General features: G+C 65.1%; 28 protein-coding genes. 12 read left to right on the top strand and 16 right to left on the bottom strand.

The features are described from left to right. Positions 1-2 precede the first annotated feature (2 nt). The 11 genes from NA2_RS20025 to NA2_RS20075 all read right to left on the bottom strand — a co-directional run bounded on the left by NA2_RS20025 (position 3) and on the right by NA2_RS20075 (position 8,275). The gene (locus tag NA2_RS20025) at positions 3-2,042 is read right to left on the bottom strand and encodes a phage terminase large subunit family protein (RefSeq protein WP_008599075.1); all 2,040 of its coding nucleotides are present in this window, start codon (positions 2,040-2,042) and stop codon (positions 3-5) included. Continuing rightward, positions 2,039-2,662 carry a hypothetical protein gene (locus NA2_RS20030; protein WP_008599076.1) on the bottom strand — a complete coding sequence of 208 codons (624 nt, stop codon included), beginning with the start codon at positions 2,660-2,662 and terminating at the stop codon, positions 2,039-2,041. The genes NA2_RS20025 and NA2_RS20030 overlap by 4 nt, the downstream gene beginning before the upstream one ends. Positions 2,663-2,810: 148 nt before the next feature. Then, positions 2,811-3,575, bottom strand: coding sequence for a hypothetical protein (locus tag NA2_RS20035; protein ID WP_008599077.1), 765 nt, complete (start codon positions 3,573-3,575; stop codon positions 2,811-2,813). Between the two features lie 217 nt (positions 3,576-3,792). Beyond that, the gene (gene nusG, locus NA2_RS20040; RefSeq protein ID WP_008599078.1) at positions 3,793-4,443 is read right to left on the bottom strand and encodes a transcription termination/antitermination protein NusG; all 651 of its coding nucleotides are present in this window, start codon (positions 4,441-4,443) and stop codon (positions 3,793-3,795) included. After that, positions 4,443-5,675 (bottom strand): helix-turn-helix domain-containing protein, encoded by a 1,233-nt coding sequence (locus NA2_RS20045; RefSeq protein ID WP_008599079.1) that lies wholly within the window; start codon positions 5,673-5,675, stop codon positions 4,443-4,445. The genes nusG and NA2_RS20045 overlap by 1 nt, the downstream gene beginning before the upstream one ends. Further along, entirely contained in the window at positions 5,672-6,367 is a 696-nt protein-coding gene (locus NA2_RS20050; protein WP_040678801.1) for a hypothetical protein, read from the bottom strand. Before NA2_RS20050 ends, NA2_RS20045 begins: the two co-directional genes overlap by 4 nt. Further along, positions 6,364-6,939, bottom strand: coding sequence for a hypothetical protein (locus NA2_RS20055; protein WP_008599081.1), 576 nt, complete (start codon positions 6,937-6,939; stop codon positions 6,364-6,366). The genes NA2_RS20050 and NA2_RS20055 overlap by 4 nt, the downstream gene beginning before the upstream one ends. Beyond that, positions 6,936-7,415 (bottom strand): hypothetical protein, encoded by a 480-nt coding sequence (locus tag NA2_RS20060; protein ID WP_008599083.1) that lies wholly within the window; start codon positions 7,413-7,415, stop codon positions 6,936-6,938. Before NA2_RS20060 ends, NA2_RS20055 begins: the two co-directional genes overlap by 4 nt. Continuing rightward, the gene (locus tag NA2_RS20065; protein WP_008599084.1) at positions 7,412-7,705 is read right to left on the bottom strand and encodes a hypothetical protein; all 294 of its coding nucleotides are present in this window, start codon (positions 7,703-7,705) and stop codon (positions 7,412-7,414) included. The genes NA2_RS20060 and NA2_RS20065 overlap by 4 nt, the downstream gene beginning before the upstream one ends. Further along, a complete protein-coding gene (locus tag NA2_RS20070) occupies positions 7,702-7,998 on the bottom strand; it encodes a hypothetical protein (RefSeq protein ID WP_008599086.1) in 297 nt (98 codons plus the stop codon). Before NA2_RS20070 ends, NA2_RS20065 begins: the two co-directional genes overlap by 4 nt. Beyond that, on the bottom strand, positions 7,991-8,275 hold the full coding sequence (locus NA2_RS20075) for a hypothetical protein (RefSeq protein ID WP_008599087.1): 285 nt from the start codon (positions 8,273-8,275) through the stop codon (positions 7,991-7,993). Before NA2_RS20075 ends, NA2_RS20070 begins: the two co-directional genes overlap by 8 nt. An 86-nt stretch (positions 8,276-8,361) precedes the next feature. On the opposite strand from NA2_RS20075, the gene NA2_RS20080 reads away from it, so the two are divergent. After that, positions 8,362-8,640, top strand: coding sequence for a BrnT family toxin (locus NA2_RS20080; RefSeq protein ID WP_008599088.1), 279 nt, complete (start codon positions 8,362-8,364; stop codon positions 8,638-8,640). Then, entirely contained in the window at positions 8,624-8,953 is a 330-nt protein-coding gene (locus tag NA2_RS20085) for a BrnA antitoxin family protein (RefSeq protein ID WP_008599089.1), read from the top strand. The genes NA2_RS20080 and NA2_RS20085 overlap by 17 nt, the downstream gene beginning before the upstream one ends. A 4-nt stretch (positions 8,954-8,957) precedes the next feature. On the opposite strand, the gene NA2_RS20090 is transcribed toward NA2_RS20085, so the two are convergent. Both NA2_RS20090 and NA2_RS20095 read right to left on the bottom strand, forming a co-directional pair. After that, the gene (locus tag NA2_RS20090; RefSeq protein ID WP_008599090.1) at positions 8,958-10,271 is read right to left on the bottom strand and encodes a DNA methyltransferase; all 1,314 of its coding nucleotides are present in this window, start codon (positions 10,269-10,271) and stop codon (positions 8,958-8,960) included. Further along, on the bottom strand, positions 10,271-10,540 hold the full coding sequence (locus tag NA2_RS20095; RefSeq protein ID WP_051011703.1) for a DUF2312 domain-containing protein: 270 nt from the start codon (positions 10,538-10,540) through the stop codon (positions 10,271-10,273). Before NA2_RS20095 ends, NA2_RS20090 begins: the two co-directional genes overlap by 1 nt. Before the next feature lie 423 nt (positions 10,541-10,963). On the opposite strand from NA2_RS20095, the gene NA2_RS20100 reads away from it, so the two are divergent. Continuing rightward, on the top strand, positions 10,964-12,013 hold the full coding sequence (locus tag NA2_RS20100; protein WP_008599092.1) for a pentapeptide repeat-containing protein: 1,050 nt from the start codon (positions 10,964-10,966) through the stop codon (positions 12,011-12,013). Between the two features lie 11 nt (positions 12,014-12,024). Here NA2_RS20100 and NA2_RS20105 read toward each other — a convergent pair whose 3' ends face one another. The 3 genes from NA2_RS20105 to NA2_RS21670 all read right to left on the bottom strand — a co-directional run bounded on the left by NA2_RS20105 (position 12,025) and on the right by NA2_RS21670 (position 13,256). After that, positions 12,025-12,519, bottom strand: coding sequence for a phage regulatory CII family protein (locus tag NA2_RS20105; protein WP_008599093.1), 495 nt, complete (start codon positions 12,517-12,519; stop codon positions 12,025-12,027). Positions 12,520-12,651: 132 nt separating this feature from the next. Next, entirely contained in the window at positions 12,652-13,035 is a 384-nt protein-coding gene (locus NA2_RS22085) for a hypothetical protein (RefSeq protein ID WP_157188339.1), read from the bottom strand. Further along, positions 13,032-13,256: a transcriptional regulator gene (locus tag NA2_RS21670; protein ID WP_008599095.1), complete on the bottom strand. Its 225-nt coding sequence runs from the start codon at positions 13,254-13,256 to the stop codon at positions 13,032-13,034. The genes NA2_RS22085 and NA2_RS21670 overlap by 4 nt, the downstream gene beginning before the upstream one ends. 137 nt (positions 13,257-13,393) lie before the next feature. Between NA2_RS21670 and NA2_RS22485 the strand changes: the two genes are divergently transcribed. The 9 genes from NA2_RS22485 to NA2_RS20150 form a co-directional block, all read left to right on the top strand. Further along, positions 13,394-13,630 carry a helix-turn-helix domain-containing protein gene (locus NA2_RS22485; protein WP_420798718.1) on the top strand — a complete coding sequence of 79 codons (237 nt, stop codon included), beginning with the start codon at positions 13,394-13,396 and terminating at the stop codon, positions 13,628-13,630. 382 nt (positions 13,631-14,012) lie between these two features. Next, positions 14,013-14,246, top strand: a complete 234-nt coding sequence (locus tag NA2_RS20120; RefSeq protein ID WP_008599098.1) for a hypothetical protein — start codon at positions 14,013-14,015, stop codon at positions 14,244-14,246. Positions 14,247-14,360: 114 nt separating this feature from the next. Next, positions 14,361-14,495: a hypothetical protein gene (locus NA2_RS22410; RefSeq protein ID WP_274531974.1), complete on the top strand. Its 135-nt coding sequence runs from the start codon at positions 14,361-14,363 to the stop codon at positions 14,493-14,495. Between the two features lie 80 nt (positions 14,496-14,575). Beyond that, complete coding sequence (locus NA2_RS20125) at positions 14,576-14,839, top strand: nucleotide exchange factor GrpE (RefSeq protein ID WP_008599099.1); 264 nt, start codon at positions 14,576-14,578, stop codon at positions 14,837-14,839. 53 nt (positions 14,840-14,892) lie between these two features. After that, positions 14,893-15,204: a hypothetical protein gene (locus NA2_RS20130; RefSeq protein WP_008599100.1), complete on the top strand. Its 312-nt coding sequence runs from the start codon at positions 14,893-14,895 to the stop codon at positions 15,202-15,204. Next, positions 15,201-15,479, top strand: coding sequence for a hypothetical protein (locus NA2_RS20135; protein WP_008599102.1), 279 nt, complete (start codon positions 15,201-15,203; stop codon positions 15,477-15,479). The genes NA2_RS20130 and NA2_RS20135 overlap by 4 nt, the downstream gene beginning before the upstream one ends. After that, positions 15,476-15,766, top strand: coding sequence for a hypothetical protein (locus NA2_RS20140; protein WP_008599103.1), 291 nt, complete (start codon positions 15,476-15,478; stop codon positions 15,764-15,766). The genes NA2_RS20135 and NA2_RS20140 overlap by 4 nt, the downstream gene beginning before the upstream one ends. Beyond that, the gene (locus NA2_RS20145; RefSeq protein ID WP_008599104.1) at positions 15,763-16,152 is read left to right on the top strand and encodes a DUF7831 domain-containing protein; all 390 of its coding nucleotides are present in this window, start codon (positions 15,763-15,765) and stop codon (positions 16,150-16,152) included. Before NA2_RS20140 ends, NA2_RS20145 begins: the two co-directional genes overlap by 4 nt. After that, on the top strand, positions 16,153-16,618 hold a 466-nt coding region (locus NA2_RS20150), incomplete at its 3' end, for a DUF7666 domain-containing protein (RefSeq protein ID WP_008599105.1).

Consider the following 16,618-nt stretch of genomic DNA (forward strand, 5'->3'; position numbering starts at 1 on the left):
TCCTATGAGTTCCGGCGTTTGGCGCGCTCGGCGCGCTGCAGCGCCGCTGCGACCAGTGCGCCCTTCGCTGCCTCTTGCCCACCTGAAGCGGAGGCTGGCTGGTCACCAGCCACAGGGCTGATCAGGTCCTCGAGGTCACCCTGCACCGGCTTGTCCAGCTTCGCCAGACGCTCCGCGAGCATGTCCCATTCCTCGTCGGTCCAATAGGTGATGCCGAGACGGATGGCGCCGGCATGCGCCTGGTTCATCATGTCCAGCGCTTCATTGCGCTGGCCGGACGGCAGCTTCCAGACGTAGCGCGGATGCCCGGTCCGCGTGCGCTCCTCGACGCGGACTTCAGACGTCACCTGCTGGTAGAAATCGTCGCCCAGGCCGAGCGCGAAGCGGACATAGCCGGCACGTTCTGGGTCATCCTTCTTCAGGTCGCGATAGAGACCGATCTTCATGATCGAGGCGTTGAAGTTGAAGAAGCGCGAGGTCCATTTCTGCTTCTTCGGCTTGCCTTTCCTGTCGAACTCACGAACCTGCGACAGGAGCCGCGCATTGTCTCGGTTATCCCCGCGCACCATGATGACGCGTGATTTTGGATGCTTGCGAACCCAGCCCCAGACATCTTCCGTGTAGGCATTTCCGTCGATCGCGGCGATATCGGCGGAGCGCTGGTTACCCCATTCGTCCGGCCAGGTGCGCTTCAGGAGCCGGTCAAGCGCCGCGCGAACTTCCGGTTCGCTGATATGGCCCGTATGCGCACGGTAGCCAGGCAGGTGGCTGCCTGCCCGATAGTCGACGATGCCGCGATCCATGACACAGCGGAAACGATTCCGGCCATAGCCGACCAGCTGCCACTCGACACGATCGCCCTGAACGTCCAGTCCGAGCGACAGGGCGAGCGCCTCGGCAGGGACGAGACCGCGCTTGAAGCCGGTCTCCTCGCCACGGTCGCGCAAATCTTCCCAGGCGACAGCCTTGCTCTCCGCCTCGAACGGCAGGCCGAGCCAGTCGTTGAAGAATACCTGTTCGGCGCCAGCTCCCTTCTCCTTCTCGTCTGGCCCGCCCGATTGCACCTTGAGCCACGCGCGCGCCAGCGCCTCCCAGCTTTCGAGCGGCGAATAGGCGACCCAGATGTGAAACGAGCGATGGTGGCGCGCGCGATCCGGATATTTCGCGACCCAATGTGCGCCGTTCTCTGGCGCCACCATCCAGGAGCGATGATGTTCCTCGATTTCACATCCGCAGTGCACGCAAACGAAGTGCGCCTTCTCAGGCCGCTCGGGATCTATGTGATCCCGCATGTTCTCCCACCGCAGCGCCTGCATCTCGTGACAGTGCGGGCACGGGACGTGATAGCTCTCCTGCGTTCCAAGATGAAAGTTAGTTGTGATGCGGCAGCCGGGTGAAACCAACGGCGTCGAGATCTTAAAGACCTTCCGGTTGAAGAAGGCCTTCGACCGGCTGTCCGCCTGCGTCTCGGGGTCGCCTGCTTCGTTCATCGACCATTTGGCGAGATCGTCCTGAACCTGCTTGCGCGGCGAGATCATCGACAGACCAGCCGGCGAATTCGCGCCCGCTGCCTGGATGGCGCCCCGCCCGTCGATCCGTTCCTTGTAGAGGATCGAGTTTCCGCCATCCCGACTTGATTCAGAGAACAGGGCTCGGATCGCGTCGGTTTCCCGCACGAGCGGCATGAGCTTTGTCTTCGACCAGCGGGCGGCGTTCTCCTCGGTCGGGTGGACATAGAGGAAATCGCACGGGTCCATGTCCATGGTCCCGAGCGTGAAAATGTTCGCCAGGATCGTGCCGCCCACCTGGGCGGATTTCCCGAGCGTCACCACGCTGCACGGGTCTTCCGGCGAAAGGGCCCTCAGGATCTCCGAGAAAAACGGAAACAGCGCCTCGTTGTACGGACCCGGAAAGGCGGAGATGCGATCCGAGAAGACGATGTTCTGCTTGGCCCATGCCAGATAGTCGACGGGCGGCGGCGGTGTGGCGGCAGCGGCAAGTGCCTCGTACTTGAGCCGCTCGGGGTTGAAGAGCATGGTCATGAGGCGGACCGCAGCTCTGTGCCGTCCTGCTCAGACACCATTGCCGGCACTGCCTCGGCCTGTGCCCGGTAGGATGCTGCCGCCTTTGCGCGGATCTCGCGGAACGCCTTCTGCAAGACTTGCTGTGCATCCCGCTCCGGAATGGCGAACTCCGCCGAAATTGCATTCGCCAGGTCGCGCAGGCCCTGCTCCATTACCTTGAACGCCTCGCCCACCGCCCGGCCCAACTCTCGGCGGGCTGCGTCGGCCAGCATGTATCGGCCGCAGGCCAACGCCTCTTCACGCTCCGCCTGCGCAGTCTTGATGCGCTGCTGCTTCAGGCGCTCCGCCGCCAGCTCGTCGTGCACCGGCTCAACTGTCAGGCGCTGCGACGGCCTGGAGTCCGCCTGCGAGCGCACTGCCGCGCCGTTGCCACCAAGGCGCTGCGACGGCTCGAGTGTTTTGTGAAGCTGGGCCTGCGCCAAGGCTGGCCGTATTCGCGCAAGCCGGCCCACTCCCTCGATCGCCTCGCCGAAGATCTTGCCCTCGGCTATGTATTGCGAGACGCGACCGGGCGTAACGCCGACAAGGCGCGCGAAGTCGCCCTTCGCCATCGTCTCGACTTTAGCGGTTTCGCTCATCTTTAGGCTTCGACTTTAGGCTTTCAAAATCGGCTCAGACTGCCGAAACCCCGCGGTTCGAATTACTCGCGGGGCCGGGTTGGCCAGGAAGGACCCAAACGCTCGTTGTGGCCGCATGGTATTGGGTCGACGGCCCGCTTGGAGGCTGTCAGCGGTTCGGGCGGCGCAAGATCAGGTCCGCGGAGCGCTTGAAGTTGATCGGCAGGCGCGCGCGCGCTGTTTCGGCCGCCCACCGTTTCCAATCGAAGATGTCGGCATAGTCAGGGGCAGCGCTGACGAACACGAACACAGGTGATATTGCGCCCCGACGGTCCCGCTGCCATATGCCCCTTGGCAAGCCAGTCGGTCGCACCGATCCGATACGGGGCGCGTCCTTTCCGTATGACACGAAGTATCGCGCCGCACCCCGCCTCCCCTTGGCCGCCTTGCTTGCCCGGCTCTCATTGCCGGTTCGGCTGTCGCCGAGCTGAAGCTGTGCCAGCACCTTCGAATAGACACCGCGTGGCACGTTGCCATGCGCATTCAACTTCAGCCCCTTGCCAGGCAATGCATGTTCGGTGGAAAGCATGATGCCGGCGTGAATCAATCGCTTTTCCCAGCGCGTGTGTGGGCGGCGCCCGCCCTTGATCTGCGTCATCAGGTACTTTCCGGCGGGCGTGCCCTTCGGCGCGAAATCCTTGAAGTAGACCTCCGCCGACAATCCACGTTTGTTGGCCGGGCGCACGAATGCGGCGTTGAGCGTCCAGCGTGTCGGCCGGTCAAAAACGCGCATCATCCATTTTCTGGAGTTCGTCTGGATATCTTTCGCCGTCCAGGTCAGCGCACGGGCCGCCGCAAAGGGCAGATCGCGCCCGAGGTCCTTCGCCAGCTTCCGCTCGAATTCCTGCTGGTTGAAGGTGACTGATGCCTTCACGCACTAGCCTCGCACTTTCGATGCGCTGCCCGATGTCATGATCGAACGAGATGTACCGCGGTTACCCGCGACCATGACCCTGAATTGTAGATATAGCTTCGCCAAGGGGCCCGATGCATCCCGGCAGATCGCCGTCTCATCAAGCAGGGTTGGAGGGCGTCTCGTGCACGCCTGTCGGCGCAGTTCCGTCCACCCCAGTGGCCTTGGGTCGAAATGGCTAACGCAGCTTTCGCACCTGGTCAAGATCGAGATCGACGGGCGCCACGCGCCCGAAGATCGCCACCTCAACCCTCATCCGCCCATGCGCATCGTCCGGCCGCATCACCGTCCCGCCGAAGCCGTCGAACGGCCCGTCCGTCACCAGCACCTCGTCGCCCACCACGAACAGCGCCGGCGCCTTCGCCTTTTTGTGCGGTCTTTTGCGCGCAATCCTGATGATCTGCGCCATTGCCGCCTCATGCATCCGCGACGGCCGATCGCTCGAAGGAACGAGCCTGTGCACCCCGTCATAGGTCAGCACGCCCGCCCAACACGGCTCCCCGGGCGAAAGCAGCACGAAGATATAGCCCGGATACATCGGCCGGCGGACGACCTTCTTGCCTTTTCCGCGCGGCAGTTTTTCCACAACTCTTTCGCGCGGGCAGAAGGCCCTGATCCTATCGCGCATCAGCCGAATCGCCGTGGCGATCTCGTCTCCGGGCCGGACCGCGGCGAGATACCAGAACGGCCCGCCGCGAACGCCATCCGGCTGCCGGTCCCGCGCCTGCCGCCTCAGCCAGGCGACCAGATCGAGTTCCGCCGTGGTCTTGGCGATGCGCCGGTGCGCGCGTTCCGCATCGATGAAGTTCAGTACCGGAGCCTCGTGCATCATTCCTCCGCCTCAGCCTGTTCATCACCTTGGTCGATTGCCGCCTTGAACGCTTCCAGCCCAGCCGGTCCGCCTTTAGGACAGAAAACCACGTCGAGGCCGTCAAACACCGGCATCCACTGCCAGCCCCGCGCATCGAACTCCGCCCGCCAGGCGGCGAGCATCGCGCTTTCTTTGGGCACCGGCTCCATTGCCGATGCGAGACCGTGCCAACGCCGATCAAACACCGCCCCGCCTTTCTGGTTCTGCGACGCCCGCCACCACCAGACCGCCGGCCAGGCGGCACGCAACTGAGAGTCCGTCAGGAACGGCCGCGCCGCCAGAACCGCGTCCGCCGGCCCGTCGAGCATCTTGCCGAACAGAAACGCCATGCCTGCCGGTCCAAGGCACTTCGCCCAGCCTTCCGGTTGCTGCCGGTCTGCCGGGCCCAACTTGGCCTGGCGCAGGTCGTCGGCGCGTTTGAGGATCATCGGATCGAGCGCGTTCCACGCCTTGTCGCGCAGGAAGTTCCCCGGCGGCTGCGGGGCGATCTTGCGGGCCCCGAGGTCGAGAAGGTAGGGATCGCGCCAGCGCTCGGCCTCGGCCCGTTCCTCTGGCGACAGCGCCGCGAAATGGCGACCGATGTAGCCGAGCGAGGATTTCTCCCAATCCTGCCACACGCCCGCCAGAAATCCGCGACCGGAGCAGAAGCGCGCCACCCGCTTCTCGAAATCTGCGCTGCCCGGCCTGTCCGCCTTCGCGGCCTCTGCGATTTCCCCTTCTTCCCGCTCGCCCTCGCGCGCCTCTCTCTCGATCGGTTCTATTGGTGGTTCTTCTGACGGTTCAGCCTTATAGGGGGGTGTGGGGGGAACGGCACCATTTGCCGGTGGTGGCGGCGTCATTTGCCGGTGGTCGCAGCAGGATTTGCCGGTGGTCTTACCCTCACCACCGGCAGGATTTGCCGGTGGTCGGGCGGGTGTTTCGGTGGCCATCGCCAGGCGGATTTCGTCGGCCTGGAACGTCCCGCCGCCGCCGCGCCGCCGCTCGACCGCGATCAGTCCCGCCTCCTCCAGCTTGCGCTTCCAGTCGCGAATGGCGCGCTCGGAAAGCTCCGTGTCGCTCATCAGCCGCGCGTCGGAAGGCCAGCAGCGGCCGTTCTCGTCGGCATAGTTGGCCAGCGCATAGAGCAGCAGCTTGCCGGACGCCCCGCCCGCCTCGATTTTCGATACCCATGCGGTCGCCTGCCAGCTCATTCCGCCGCCTCCAAAGCAATATCCTCAAGGGCGGCTCGCCCCCACTGGTCGGCCATGGCGTCGGCCATGCCCGGAAAGAACCGGCTACGCTCCTTGCCTCGGTCCGCTCCGGGCGACATGCGCCAAACCCGGTTCCAGCGCTTCCATTCATCCGACCCCTTGACCGGCTCGGGCAGGCGGTCGGTTTCCACCAGCGTAGGTAGGCCGCGCAGATACCAGCCCGTGGCCTTGTACTCGGGATGACCGAACCAGAACGGCTGAACCATATGCGGGCGCGGAAGGTCTGCCGGCATGCGCTCGCGCGCCAGGTCGTGCATTTCGGGGTTTTCAATGGCAACGCGCGGGATGGGAGCACGCCAGCACTCCGTGAAAAGGCTCACGCCCTCGTCAAACTCCGCTTTCAGATCGTCCCAGCTGCGGCCCCGCGGCAGCTTCTTCGGCGGCGTCATCTTGCCGGCCCCGGAGAGCCATCGACGACCCGATCGGCAAAGTCTGGTACAGGGCGGGTGCGCAACAATCAGCAGATCCCATTCCTGCGCCAGAAGGCCGCGCAGATCGCCGACGATATGTCTATTGCTGCGATCGTCGGCAGGCAGGAGATCGCAGGACCACGCGTCATGCCCGCGCGCAGCAAAGGCGCGTCTGACGATGCCGGAATACTCGCACCCGATCAGAACACGCATCCCGCTCATCCCGCCGTCCTCCATGCCTGAAATTCCGCGCGCAGCGCCTTCCAGCGCGCCGCCGCCTTCCCGTTGTCGTTCAGATCGCGCCGCGAGGTGACGCCGAGCACGGAGCGCAGGCGCTGCGCCGTCCGCGCGTCGGTCGCCGGTTTCTCCAGCCCGTGCCGCTCGGCGAGAAAGGTCTTGAAGGCCGGCTCCGTGCATTTCATCGCCGCCTCGGCGGCAAAGTCCTTCGGCTCCGGCTGCGCGGCAGCCGTCCCAGCGCCCGACCGGGCGTCGGGGCCTTTGCCCCGCCCCGCCGGAGCGCCCTCGGCGCGCGCGGCAAGGGAAGCAATCGCGCGGTCCACCAGGCTGAGGAGAAACCGGATCGTCTCCGGCGCGGTGGCGATGAACCGCCCCTCGTCGAAGGTCGCTTCGGAAAGCCGCGCGAGCACCACGAAGGCGCCATGCTCGTCCACCGCCTCGATCAGCGGTCCTGTGTCGTCATGGGCGAGCTGCCAGTTCCGGGAATCGAGTGAGGAGAGCCCGGCGCGGATCGCACGCAGCCTTTCGCCATCCGTGGGAGCGGCCTGTGCGTTCATCCCTCGCCCCCGTCCCCGCCATGGCCGGCGAGCTGGGCGAACACGGCGCCGCCGCGATGCGTCAGCCGGTAGGCCTGCACGGTCAGGCGACTTCCTGTGCCGACGCGGGCGATATAGCCATGCATCACCAGCCATGAGAGGCCGTTGCGCACGCCGCTCCAGCTTCCCGTATCGAGCAGCATCTGGAATCCGGAGATCGAATAGCGGCAGGCGCCATCGCGGCCCGCATGCGTGCCGATCAGATAGATCAAACCGGATTGCAGCATGGTCAGGCCGGTCGCAAGGTCGCGCCCGTGCCCACCCGACAATTGCCGCGCATCGTCGCCGTCGATCACCGCGTCGAGCAGCCCGCCGGCGAGGATGGCGTTGATCGCAGCCTTGACGAGCACCTGTGGCAGGAGGTGCCGTCGCTCGGCCTCGGCGCAGAGCGCCCGTGTGGTTTCCGCCGTAAAGCCGACGCGCAGGCTCTCGCTCATGCCCCGCCTCCCGCCGCAAATTCGGCCATGGCGTTCTGAAACCGGCAGAGCCCGCCGGCGAGCCCCGGCGCCAGCCTCCCGTCCGCCCCGCGCACCGCGCGCATCGCCGTCAGGCGGAACTCGACGAAGGCTATGCCCGCCTCGAAGCGCCGCTTCTGGCAGATCGCCAGCACCACGCCCTGATATTTGTGCAGGATGGCGTCCGGCACGGCGAGCAGCAGCCGCGCCAGCGCCCGGTCGCCGTCGGCCTCGTGCATCTGGCGCAGGATCGGCAGCATGGTGTCGGTCATGGCCGAACTCCTGCTTCACGTGGAGCAGACAGTGAAACAGTCTGTTTTTGAACGCTTTTCCCGCTGCCGATCGCGCGCCTTCCCTCGGTCAGGAAGGCGAAGGGATCGAGCTCCAGCGCCTTGCACACGGCCAGCATGTTGGCCGCCGATACGATCTGGCAGCTGCAGGCGCGCGACAGCATCGGGATGTTCAGCATCGGCCATGCGGCAACGGCTGCACGGTAGGAAAGCCCGCGCCGCCCCAGAGCCGCTTGCACGGCGCAGGCAAAGGCATCACGGTCGATCTCAGCCATGCTCCTGCCCTCCATGTGTCAGAAGAATTCCCCGATCCGCCGGGAAATGGCCGAGCACGGCCCAAAGCGCCGCGCGCGGCCCCGGCGATTGCAGCAGCCCCATCCAGGCCATGTGGAACTCGACATTCGTCACGCTGGCGAGCCGCCGCGTTTCGGCGCGGAAGGCGCGCACGATCTCCGTGCGCCGCCACGGTTCGCCGCTGTCCACCACGCGGAACGCGGCGCGCGCCCGCAGGAACACGGCCAGCATGGCGGGCGAATAGTCGGGCCGGCTCAATTCCGCCTCCCGATCTCGCATTTCTGTATATACAAAAATGCTTGCCAATCAGCCAATTTCTGTATATACAAAAAATAGAATGAGGGATGGCCGCCGTGAAATTCGAATGGGACGAGCAGAAGGCAGAAACGAACCGCGCCAAGCATGGCGTTTCGTTCGATCTGGCCGCCCATTTCGAATTCGCCACCGCCCTCGTCGTCGAGGATGACCGGCGCGATTATGGCGAGACGCGCTTCGTCGCTCTCGGCTTCATCGGTTCCCGCATCCACCATATGAGCTTTACCGAGCGCGCCGGCGCGATCCGCGTTATCTCGCTTCGCAAGGCCAACCGAAGGGAGCAGAGCTTCTATGAAGAGAACATCTGACATCAGGCGGCCGCGCCTCACGCCAGCCGAACGCGAGGAGGCCCGCCGCCGTGCACGGCGCAGCCTGGCCGAGACGAGCGACGCCGAGGACGCCGCGATCACCGCCGCCGCCGAGGCGGATCCGGATGCGCAACCCGCCGACGATCTGTTCGGCCGCAAGGTCGGCCGCCCGCCTGCCGCCAATCCGAAGAAGCAGATCGCGCTTCGCGTCGATCCAGAAGTGCTGGAGCGCTTCAAGGCGGACGGCCCAGGCTGGCAGAGCCGCATGAATGATGCGCTGCGCAAGGCGGTGGGGCTGAAGAAGGCGGTCTGAGGTATCATTCCGCCGCCTCCCCGCCACCGAAAAGCGGTGTTCCTTCCGCGCCCTTCGGCTCGCCTTTGGCGACCGCGGCGCGCTTCATCGGATTGGCAGCGACATCCATTCGCCGAGCGATATCGGCCTGATACTCCGGTTCGCGCTCGATCAGGATTGCCTTGTTGCCCTCCCGCCACGCGGCCTCGCCTGTCGTGCCGGTTCCGGCAAACGGGTCGAGAATCGTCCCGCCCGGCGGCGTCACCATCCGACAGAGATACTGCATCAGGTCGAGCGGCTTTACGGTTGGGTGACGAGAACCGATCCGATCATTCGCATCAGCCTTTGCCTGATAGAAAAAGCGGGCAGCCGACCCACCGCTGTCGCGCGGCGCCGCTGATTGGCGCGGGCCGTAGTCGCCATAAACGGCTGTCCCCGACTTCGGGGCAAAGCTTGAGTTCACCTCGCGTAGTGCGCCCGGCGCAGCCGGAAATGCCTTCAGTACCTCTTCGCTGCCGTCGTGGATGAGGTTGGCAGGCCAGCGGCCCGGCTTAAGTTCACCCTCGTAGATGTCCTCGCCGCCGTCGGGTCGCCAGTTCCCGCCGGTCTTTTTGAGCGAGGCGCCCGGCTTCAGGCGCTTGACTGAGTAGCGGCGTCCGGGCTTCGCGGCGAAGTTGGTCCCACCCTCGTTTGTATATCGCTTGTCCTGCGTTGCCTCGTCATGACTTGCCGCGACCTGGTCCGCACCAAAGACCCGACAACCGTCGATATTGAGCGCTCCGGTGCCCCACTTCAGAATGTTCTGCGTCCCGGACAGCCCCTTCTCGAATGGCTTCTGCCCCATGTAGACCGGCTCGATCGCCGGCTTTAGAGCCTGCCCGCCATAGCGGAACCCGTCATACCCATCTGCCTTGATTCGGGTCGCTTTCGGGAAGCCGGAGCCGAAGACCCATGCAACGAATGGATGCGTGATAAAGCCCGCATCTTCGATTGCAACGGACATTCGGCCGAAGCCGCGCGTTGACGCGAACGCCAGCAGATAGCCGCCAGGCTTCAGGACACGCAGGACTTTCGCCCACGTCTCCGAGCGGAAGGCGACGTCCCCACCGTCCCATTGCTTTCCCATGAAACCAGCCGACGCACGCTTGAATGCACCTGTAGCGCCCGCCTTGGCTGCCGCCGCTTCACCGGCGCCGAACCGCTTCACGATGCTGGTGAGATGGTAGGGCGGGTCGCAAACGACAGAGTCGATGCTGTTTTCCGGCAGCGCATCCAGCACCTCCAGGCAGTCGCCGAGATACAGCGTCACCCGATCATCGAGAAAGCGCCGCACCTCCATCATTCCATCCCCAGCGCGGCCTTGTAGAGGTCGAGGATCGCCTCCTCCTCCTGCCGCGTTGCCTGGTCCTTCCTGCGCAGCCGGACGATCGCGCGAACGGCCTTGGTGTCGAAGCCGTTGCCCTTCATCTCGGCATAGACGCCCCTGATGTCCTCGCCGATGGCCTTCTTGTCCTCCTCCAGCCGTTCGACCCGTTCGACGAAGGCACGCAACTGCCCGGCCGCGATCCCGTTGACCTGCGCCTCGCCGGTCTCCTCGGCGGAAAACATCGCGTCGTCGTCATTCGCCGCGTCGGGCTTCGTCGCCTTGCGCGCGGCCGCCTTCCTGGCCTTGGCGCCGGTCGAATGAGCCGCTTCGCGCGCGCTCCACGGATCGTATTCCGCCATCACGCCGCCTCCCCATTGGCTTTCGGACGAGCTTCATCTCGCGCAATGCGTTGGCGTGCTCGACATCGAGGCGGGCGAACTGGTCGGGATCGAGCTCGGCGAGATAGAAGCCGGAAAACCGCAGGTTCGGGCTGGGCGTCTGCCGGCGCATTAGACTGCCCCCGGCGTGATCGCGATGAGCCAGGCGAGCATGAGGGCAAACAGAACGAGCACCGGCATGGCGATGAGTGCCGCGCGCATCATATGAGCCCCGCTTTCCAAGTCCCGCCGCCGCTGCGATACTCCGCTCGGGCGGAGGAAGGCACCATGACCAGAAAGGCGGCGGAGACGCCGGATCAGAAGCAGAGCGAAGCGGCTCCTGCCGCGCCGCCGCCCGAAACCGCGCCCATTCCCAAGCCGAAACGCACGCACGGCCTTGCCTATCGCATGGCCGAAGCGCTGGACCATTGGGTGAAGACCAATCCGTTCAGCCGGCTCACCGGTTTGCTGTTCGCAGTGGTCGGCGGCATCGTGCTGATCGGCACCGGCATGCAGATCATCCTCGACTATCAGGACAGGGCCGAGGACCGGCTGGCGCGCGCCTGGGAGACCGCGATGCGCCCCGTGGCCGGAAATACCGGCAAGGGGGCCGCAATCAGCTTCCTGCTCCTGCAGGGTCAGAACCTGACCGGCCTCGATGTGTCGTGCCAGCGCATGCAGGGCGGCTGGGATGCAGCCGAGCGCAAATGCCGGGCGCGGCCTGTTCTGTCCGACCTCTCTGTGCCGGAAGGTATGGAAGACCTGACGAAACGTTGGGACCTCAGCGGCACCGAAGTCAGCAGGGCTGATATGAAGGGGGTGTCGCTTACGGCCTTCTCCGGTCGGGATACCAACTTCATCGGCGGCGATCTGCGGGAGGCCAGATTGGAAGGAGACCTCGAGAATGCCGCCTTCTACGGAGTTCTCCTGGCTGATGCTGTCCTCAAATACAGGCCTTCCACGGCCGACGCGCCGGCGCTTGATCCCACCTTCTCGATCATCCGGTCGGAGATCAGCGATCTGATCATCTGGACTACGATCGAAGAAGGCGTTCTCCTTTCGGAGAACTTTGCATGGGCCGATCAACCGCCATGGCGCGCAAATTCTGAGTTTGACGAAACCCAGCTGGCTCTTGCAGAAGTCAAATACTGTGACCCCACCGGCAAAAGAAAAATGCTCAGGGAACCGATCGGCGTTGCCGCAGGAGATCCATCCAAGCCGCCGAATCTCCGCGAGCCCGCTCTTCTCGTGGAGGCAGACCGCTGTCGTGAGATGACCGAGGCCGAAGCGCGCCTCGCCTTTCCGGAGGCATGGAAAGAAATCGAGCGGCCTGACTGACCGCCCCACGCTCATCGCCCACCCCCTTCCACCACGGAGAACCCGCCCGCCCCGCGCACGCCCGCCGCCTGCTTCCGGCAATGGGCGATCATGTCCGAGAGCTCGCCGAGCCGCCGGTCATAGGCGGTCGCCTCCGCCGGCGTGATCTTCCCGTCGGCGAGCGCGGCGGCCATCGTCGCCATCATCTCGCTGGCCTTGCTGCACAGTTCCGCATAGCCGCGCATGATGTCGGCCGCCGCGTCGGCCGCGTCCTGCGGGTCGGAAAGCCGCCGCCCCGAGAGCTCGGCCAGCGCCGTCGTCATCACCGGCATGCCGGTCTCGGCTTCCAGCGTCCACAGCGCGTCGAGCGCCATCAGATCGGGGCTGTCGCCATTGTACCAGCGGCCGACGACGGATTTGGAATAGTCGACGATCTGCGCCCCGCGCTCGATGCCGCCGGCGGCGGCGATCAGGTCGCGCTGCGCGGCCTTGATGCGGAAAAGGCGGGCATTGGCATTGGCGAACATGGCGGCCTCCTCAGGCGCAAAAAAGTCTTCCCGCGCCGGGAAAACCCGGCGTCGTTTCCCGTTTCGGGAATGGTCAGATGCTGTCAGTCTGCGGGCATGGAAAACGAACGACACACCCGCGAATTCAGGCCGCTACGGCGGCGACCGGGCGTCCAACCGGACGCTGCCCGACTGCTCGGGCGCGCCGTCCGCAGGCCAGCGAGGCGAAGCCTCGCGCTCGGCCGCGATGACGCTGCGAAACAGCCGCCGCACCCCGCAGGCCGCGGCGCGCTCTTCGGCCATGTCGGCGATCAGCCGCTCGATGGTCTGCAGGCCGTCATGCGCGGCGAGCGCGCGGAGCAGGATCGCCATGGCCGGCGAGAGCCGAATGGAAACGAAAGAAGCCGCGCCATCCGGATCACAGGACCGGTCTCCCGATGGCGCGGCAGGTGCCGCGTTCCCGGGCGGGGGAACGCGGAGGGAGGATGGTTTCATCAGAGCCGCGACGCCGAGCGTCGTGTGTACCAAGCGCGTCATTCGGCGGCCTCCCGCCCCTGTGGAGAAGATCCGAAGATGTCTGGTCTCTGTACGTGGCGAGAGATGCCTGCCAGCCGTTCCACATCAAGAACCCGCTCGACCGGAATCCGACCACGCGAACGCCAGTTCGCAACGACGCTCGGGTTGCGAACACCTAAGGTGCGCGCCGCCTTCGTTAATCCGCCAAGCTTCTCGATGAGCATGTCGACTGCATTGTCCATGCTCCAATTATCACGCTACGTGAATAATATTCAAGCGCGCACGCGTTATTTTTTTTCACGCCGTGAATATGGCATCAAGAATCATGGCTGACGGTGGACGTTCAAACGACGATATTGCAATGAGGCTCAAAGCCCTCATGACATCCTTGCGCGACAACCAATCCCAGTTCGCGCAGCGGATTGGAGTGTCGCAACCAGCTCTCAACAACTACCTGAAGGGCCTCCGCAGACCCGACCTGGACGTTGCCATCAACATCCAAGCCAGAACCGGAGTTACTCTTGATTGGATTTACCTGGGTGATCGCTCAGGCCTCCCTGCACGGCTCTTAGAGCTCCTGCCGAACCTCTCTGATCCTGAGAAAAGGGCAATATAGGCGCAGACCGAGCAACGGTCTCCCACTCCTCCCCTAAGCAGAAGAGTATCTGCCGGACATAACCCAGGACCTGTAGCGCCTCACGCTTGTCATCGGGCAACTGCGTGTAGATTTGGCAGGCCACGCGCTTAATGTGAGGATCCGTCTGCATCTTCAGGTTTTCCATGCGTCGCCCCAAATGAGAACATTTGCAGAACATACTAGGATCAAGTTCCTATCATTTGCAATTGGCTAAGTGATCGATATTCACACAGTGTGAATTTTTGAATTGCATAATTCACACAGCGTGATATTTATCTCCGCGTTCCCCACCTGAAGGGCCGCGCCGGCATGTCTCCTCCGTTCGGCGCGGCCCGCCCTGGGGCCAACCACGGAGAACATCATGATCGAACTGCGCCGGGCCGACGCCGCCCCCTTATCCGCCAACCTCGAGACCGACCCCGTCCGCCGTATGGCCGACGCCATGCTGCACATTGCCGGCGGCGGGCGCACGGTCGACCGCGACGCCATCGCCCTGATGGGCTTCTCCGCCGCCGAGATCGACCGCTACGGCGTCGAGGCGCGCGATCTGGCCAATGCCCGCCAGTCCGGCCGTCAAAGCGGACCGGATGCATGAACGCCGCCCTCGCCTTCCTGGCGCGGCGCACGGTCTCGGGCGCGCTAATGATGTCCATGGCCTTCGCCATCGGCTTCATGGTCGCGCTCGGCGCCGCCGCCTGAGGCGCGCGCCATGTGGACCGCCCTCGCCGCCTTCGCCGGCGCCGGCCTCGGCGTCATCCTCGTCGCCGCCTGGATTGCGGCACTCGCCGCAGACGAGCAGGCCGGAGACGACTTTCTCACCCGTGAAGATGATTGGGGAATGTGATGACCGACCCTCGAAAGCCCGTCATTTCACCGGCTCCAGAACACCAGAACAGCATTCTGGACACTGTCCACACACACCTGTTGGACGCGACCGAACGCGGCGCGCGCGCCATCGGCAGCACCGGAGCCTCCTTCGTCATCATCGGCATCGGTGTCTGGACCGTGGAGCTGGCCGAACTGGATGGCCGCGCCGCCGCGAAGTACTTGCGCGCCCTCGCCGACCTCTTCGATCCACGAACGAACGACAATCAGAAGCGCCGGGCGGAGAAGGATCGCGCACAAGCAGTGCGCGATCTCTATGCGGCTCTGGACCTCGAGATGTCGGAGGTCAAGGGCCATGGCTGATCTCATCCAGCGCGCCGTTGTCCTTGTCCGTGCCGAGCGCGAGGTAGCCCAAAATGACTGAGCGCCGCCCCTTCGATCCACAGAGGCCCTACGACGCGCTGGCCGATCATGCGCGCGCCCGCATGGCGTATCTCGGCGCCGAGCTGATGGCCGATCCGCGCTACGCGAGGATGCAGGCAGACCCGAAAGAGCAGTACGAGGCGCTGTTGATCGGCATCCTCTCCGGCGTCGCGGGTGTCGCCTTGGCCCAAATCAAGCCGGAAGGTCACGCGGACGTGCGCGCCGCGCTTCTGGCTCTCATCCCCTATGCCGTCGACAACGCGCGAAACATTCTCGACCTGCCGCCGCTGGAGCCGCTTCAATGAGCCATGTGAATTGCAACGCCTGCGGCGCGCCCATGGCCGTATCCGACTTTCGCGCCTGCGAGGCGTGCCGGACCGAATGGCGCGAAGCCAAGCGCAAGCCGGGCGGACCGGCGGAACAGCGCCAGCGGCTGGAAGAGCTCGTCGCCGCCGCGAATGACGTCACGCGGATGCTCGAAGCCGTCCGCTATACCTGCGGCCTGGGTCAGGGTCAGATCGACCGCCTTCAGAATGCGAAGTCGGCGATCATCCGAGCTGAAGGGGCGCTCAAGCAATGACCGTCGCCCGCCACGAATCCCGCCTTCAGGTCTGCTGCGACCACTGCCCCGCCTCCTATCCGAACACCTATGCGGCGGAAGACTTCGACGTGATGATTGCCGATGCCCGCACGGCAGGCTGGCGCATCGTCCGGGCCCTGCCCGATGCCGGCAGCGGCGGGGACACCGCAGACCTGTTCGGCGGCGCCCCGCGCATTGCCGGCGCGCGGCAGGAGAAGCAACCCTATCTCCACATCTGCCCCGCGTGCCAGCGTGCCGCCGCCGATGACCGGAGGCCCCTGCTGTGAGCGTCGCCTACCTCACTTGGATCACGCGCGACATGCTCAAGGCGCAGCCGGAGGCGCGGTTCGTCTTTGGCGACAATCGCGAGCGCGTCGGCCTTGGCGGCCAGGCGGGCGCAATGCGGGGCGAGCCGAACGCCATCGGCGTTGCCACGCTTTACGCACCGGGCTTCTACTACGTGCCCGATGATCCGCTGGCGCTCTCCACCGTTGCGAGTGACCTCCACCGGGTTTCCCTCGCCCTTGCCGAGGGCCGAAAGGTCTTCGTTCCGGCCGATGGGCTTGGAACCGGCCTGGCCCGCCTGCCCGAACACGCCCCCGCTCTCCACCGGCTGATCGTCGCGTTCTTCCGCGCCGCTCCCGGCGAACCCTGCCCATGGAAGGATGACTGAATGCCACGGCACAAGACGATCGCCACACCCGCCGCCGCACCCATCGTTGCCCTGAAAGGCTTCGATCAGGACATGACCTGCCGGGGCTTCCAGTATGTGTTCGGCGCGACCTACAAGCACGAGGGCGAGGTCATCTGCTGCCCGGACAATGACGACCTGGCGCGCGGCGGCGGCGGGTTTCACGCCATCGAGGGCCATCCGCTGGAAGTCTTCAACTACTATCCGCCAGCGTCGAGCCGCTACGCCACGGTCGAATGCGGCGGTGAGATTCGCCGACAGGAGGGCGGCGACAGCAAGATCGCTGCCGCGGAGATCTCGATCAAGGTCGAGATGCATCTTCCCGAGCTGATTGCCGCCGCGGTCAAGTATGTCTTCGACCGTGCGAAATGGATCGAGGGGGCGTTCGCAACGGGCGAACGTGAAGGCGTGAAGGAAGCGAAGGACGGGGGCGCTGCCACCGCATCGG

Source organism: Nitratireductor pacificus pht-3B (assembly GCF_000300335.1).
In the GTDB taxonomy this organism is placed as follows: Bacteria; Pseudomonadota; Alphaproteobacteria; order Rhizobiales; family Rhizobiaceae; genus Nitratireductor; species Nitratireductor pacificus.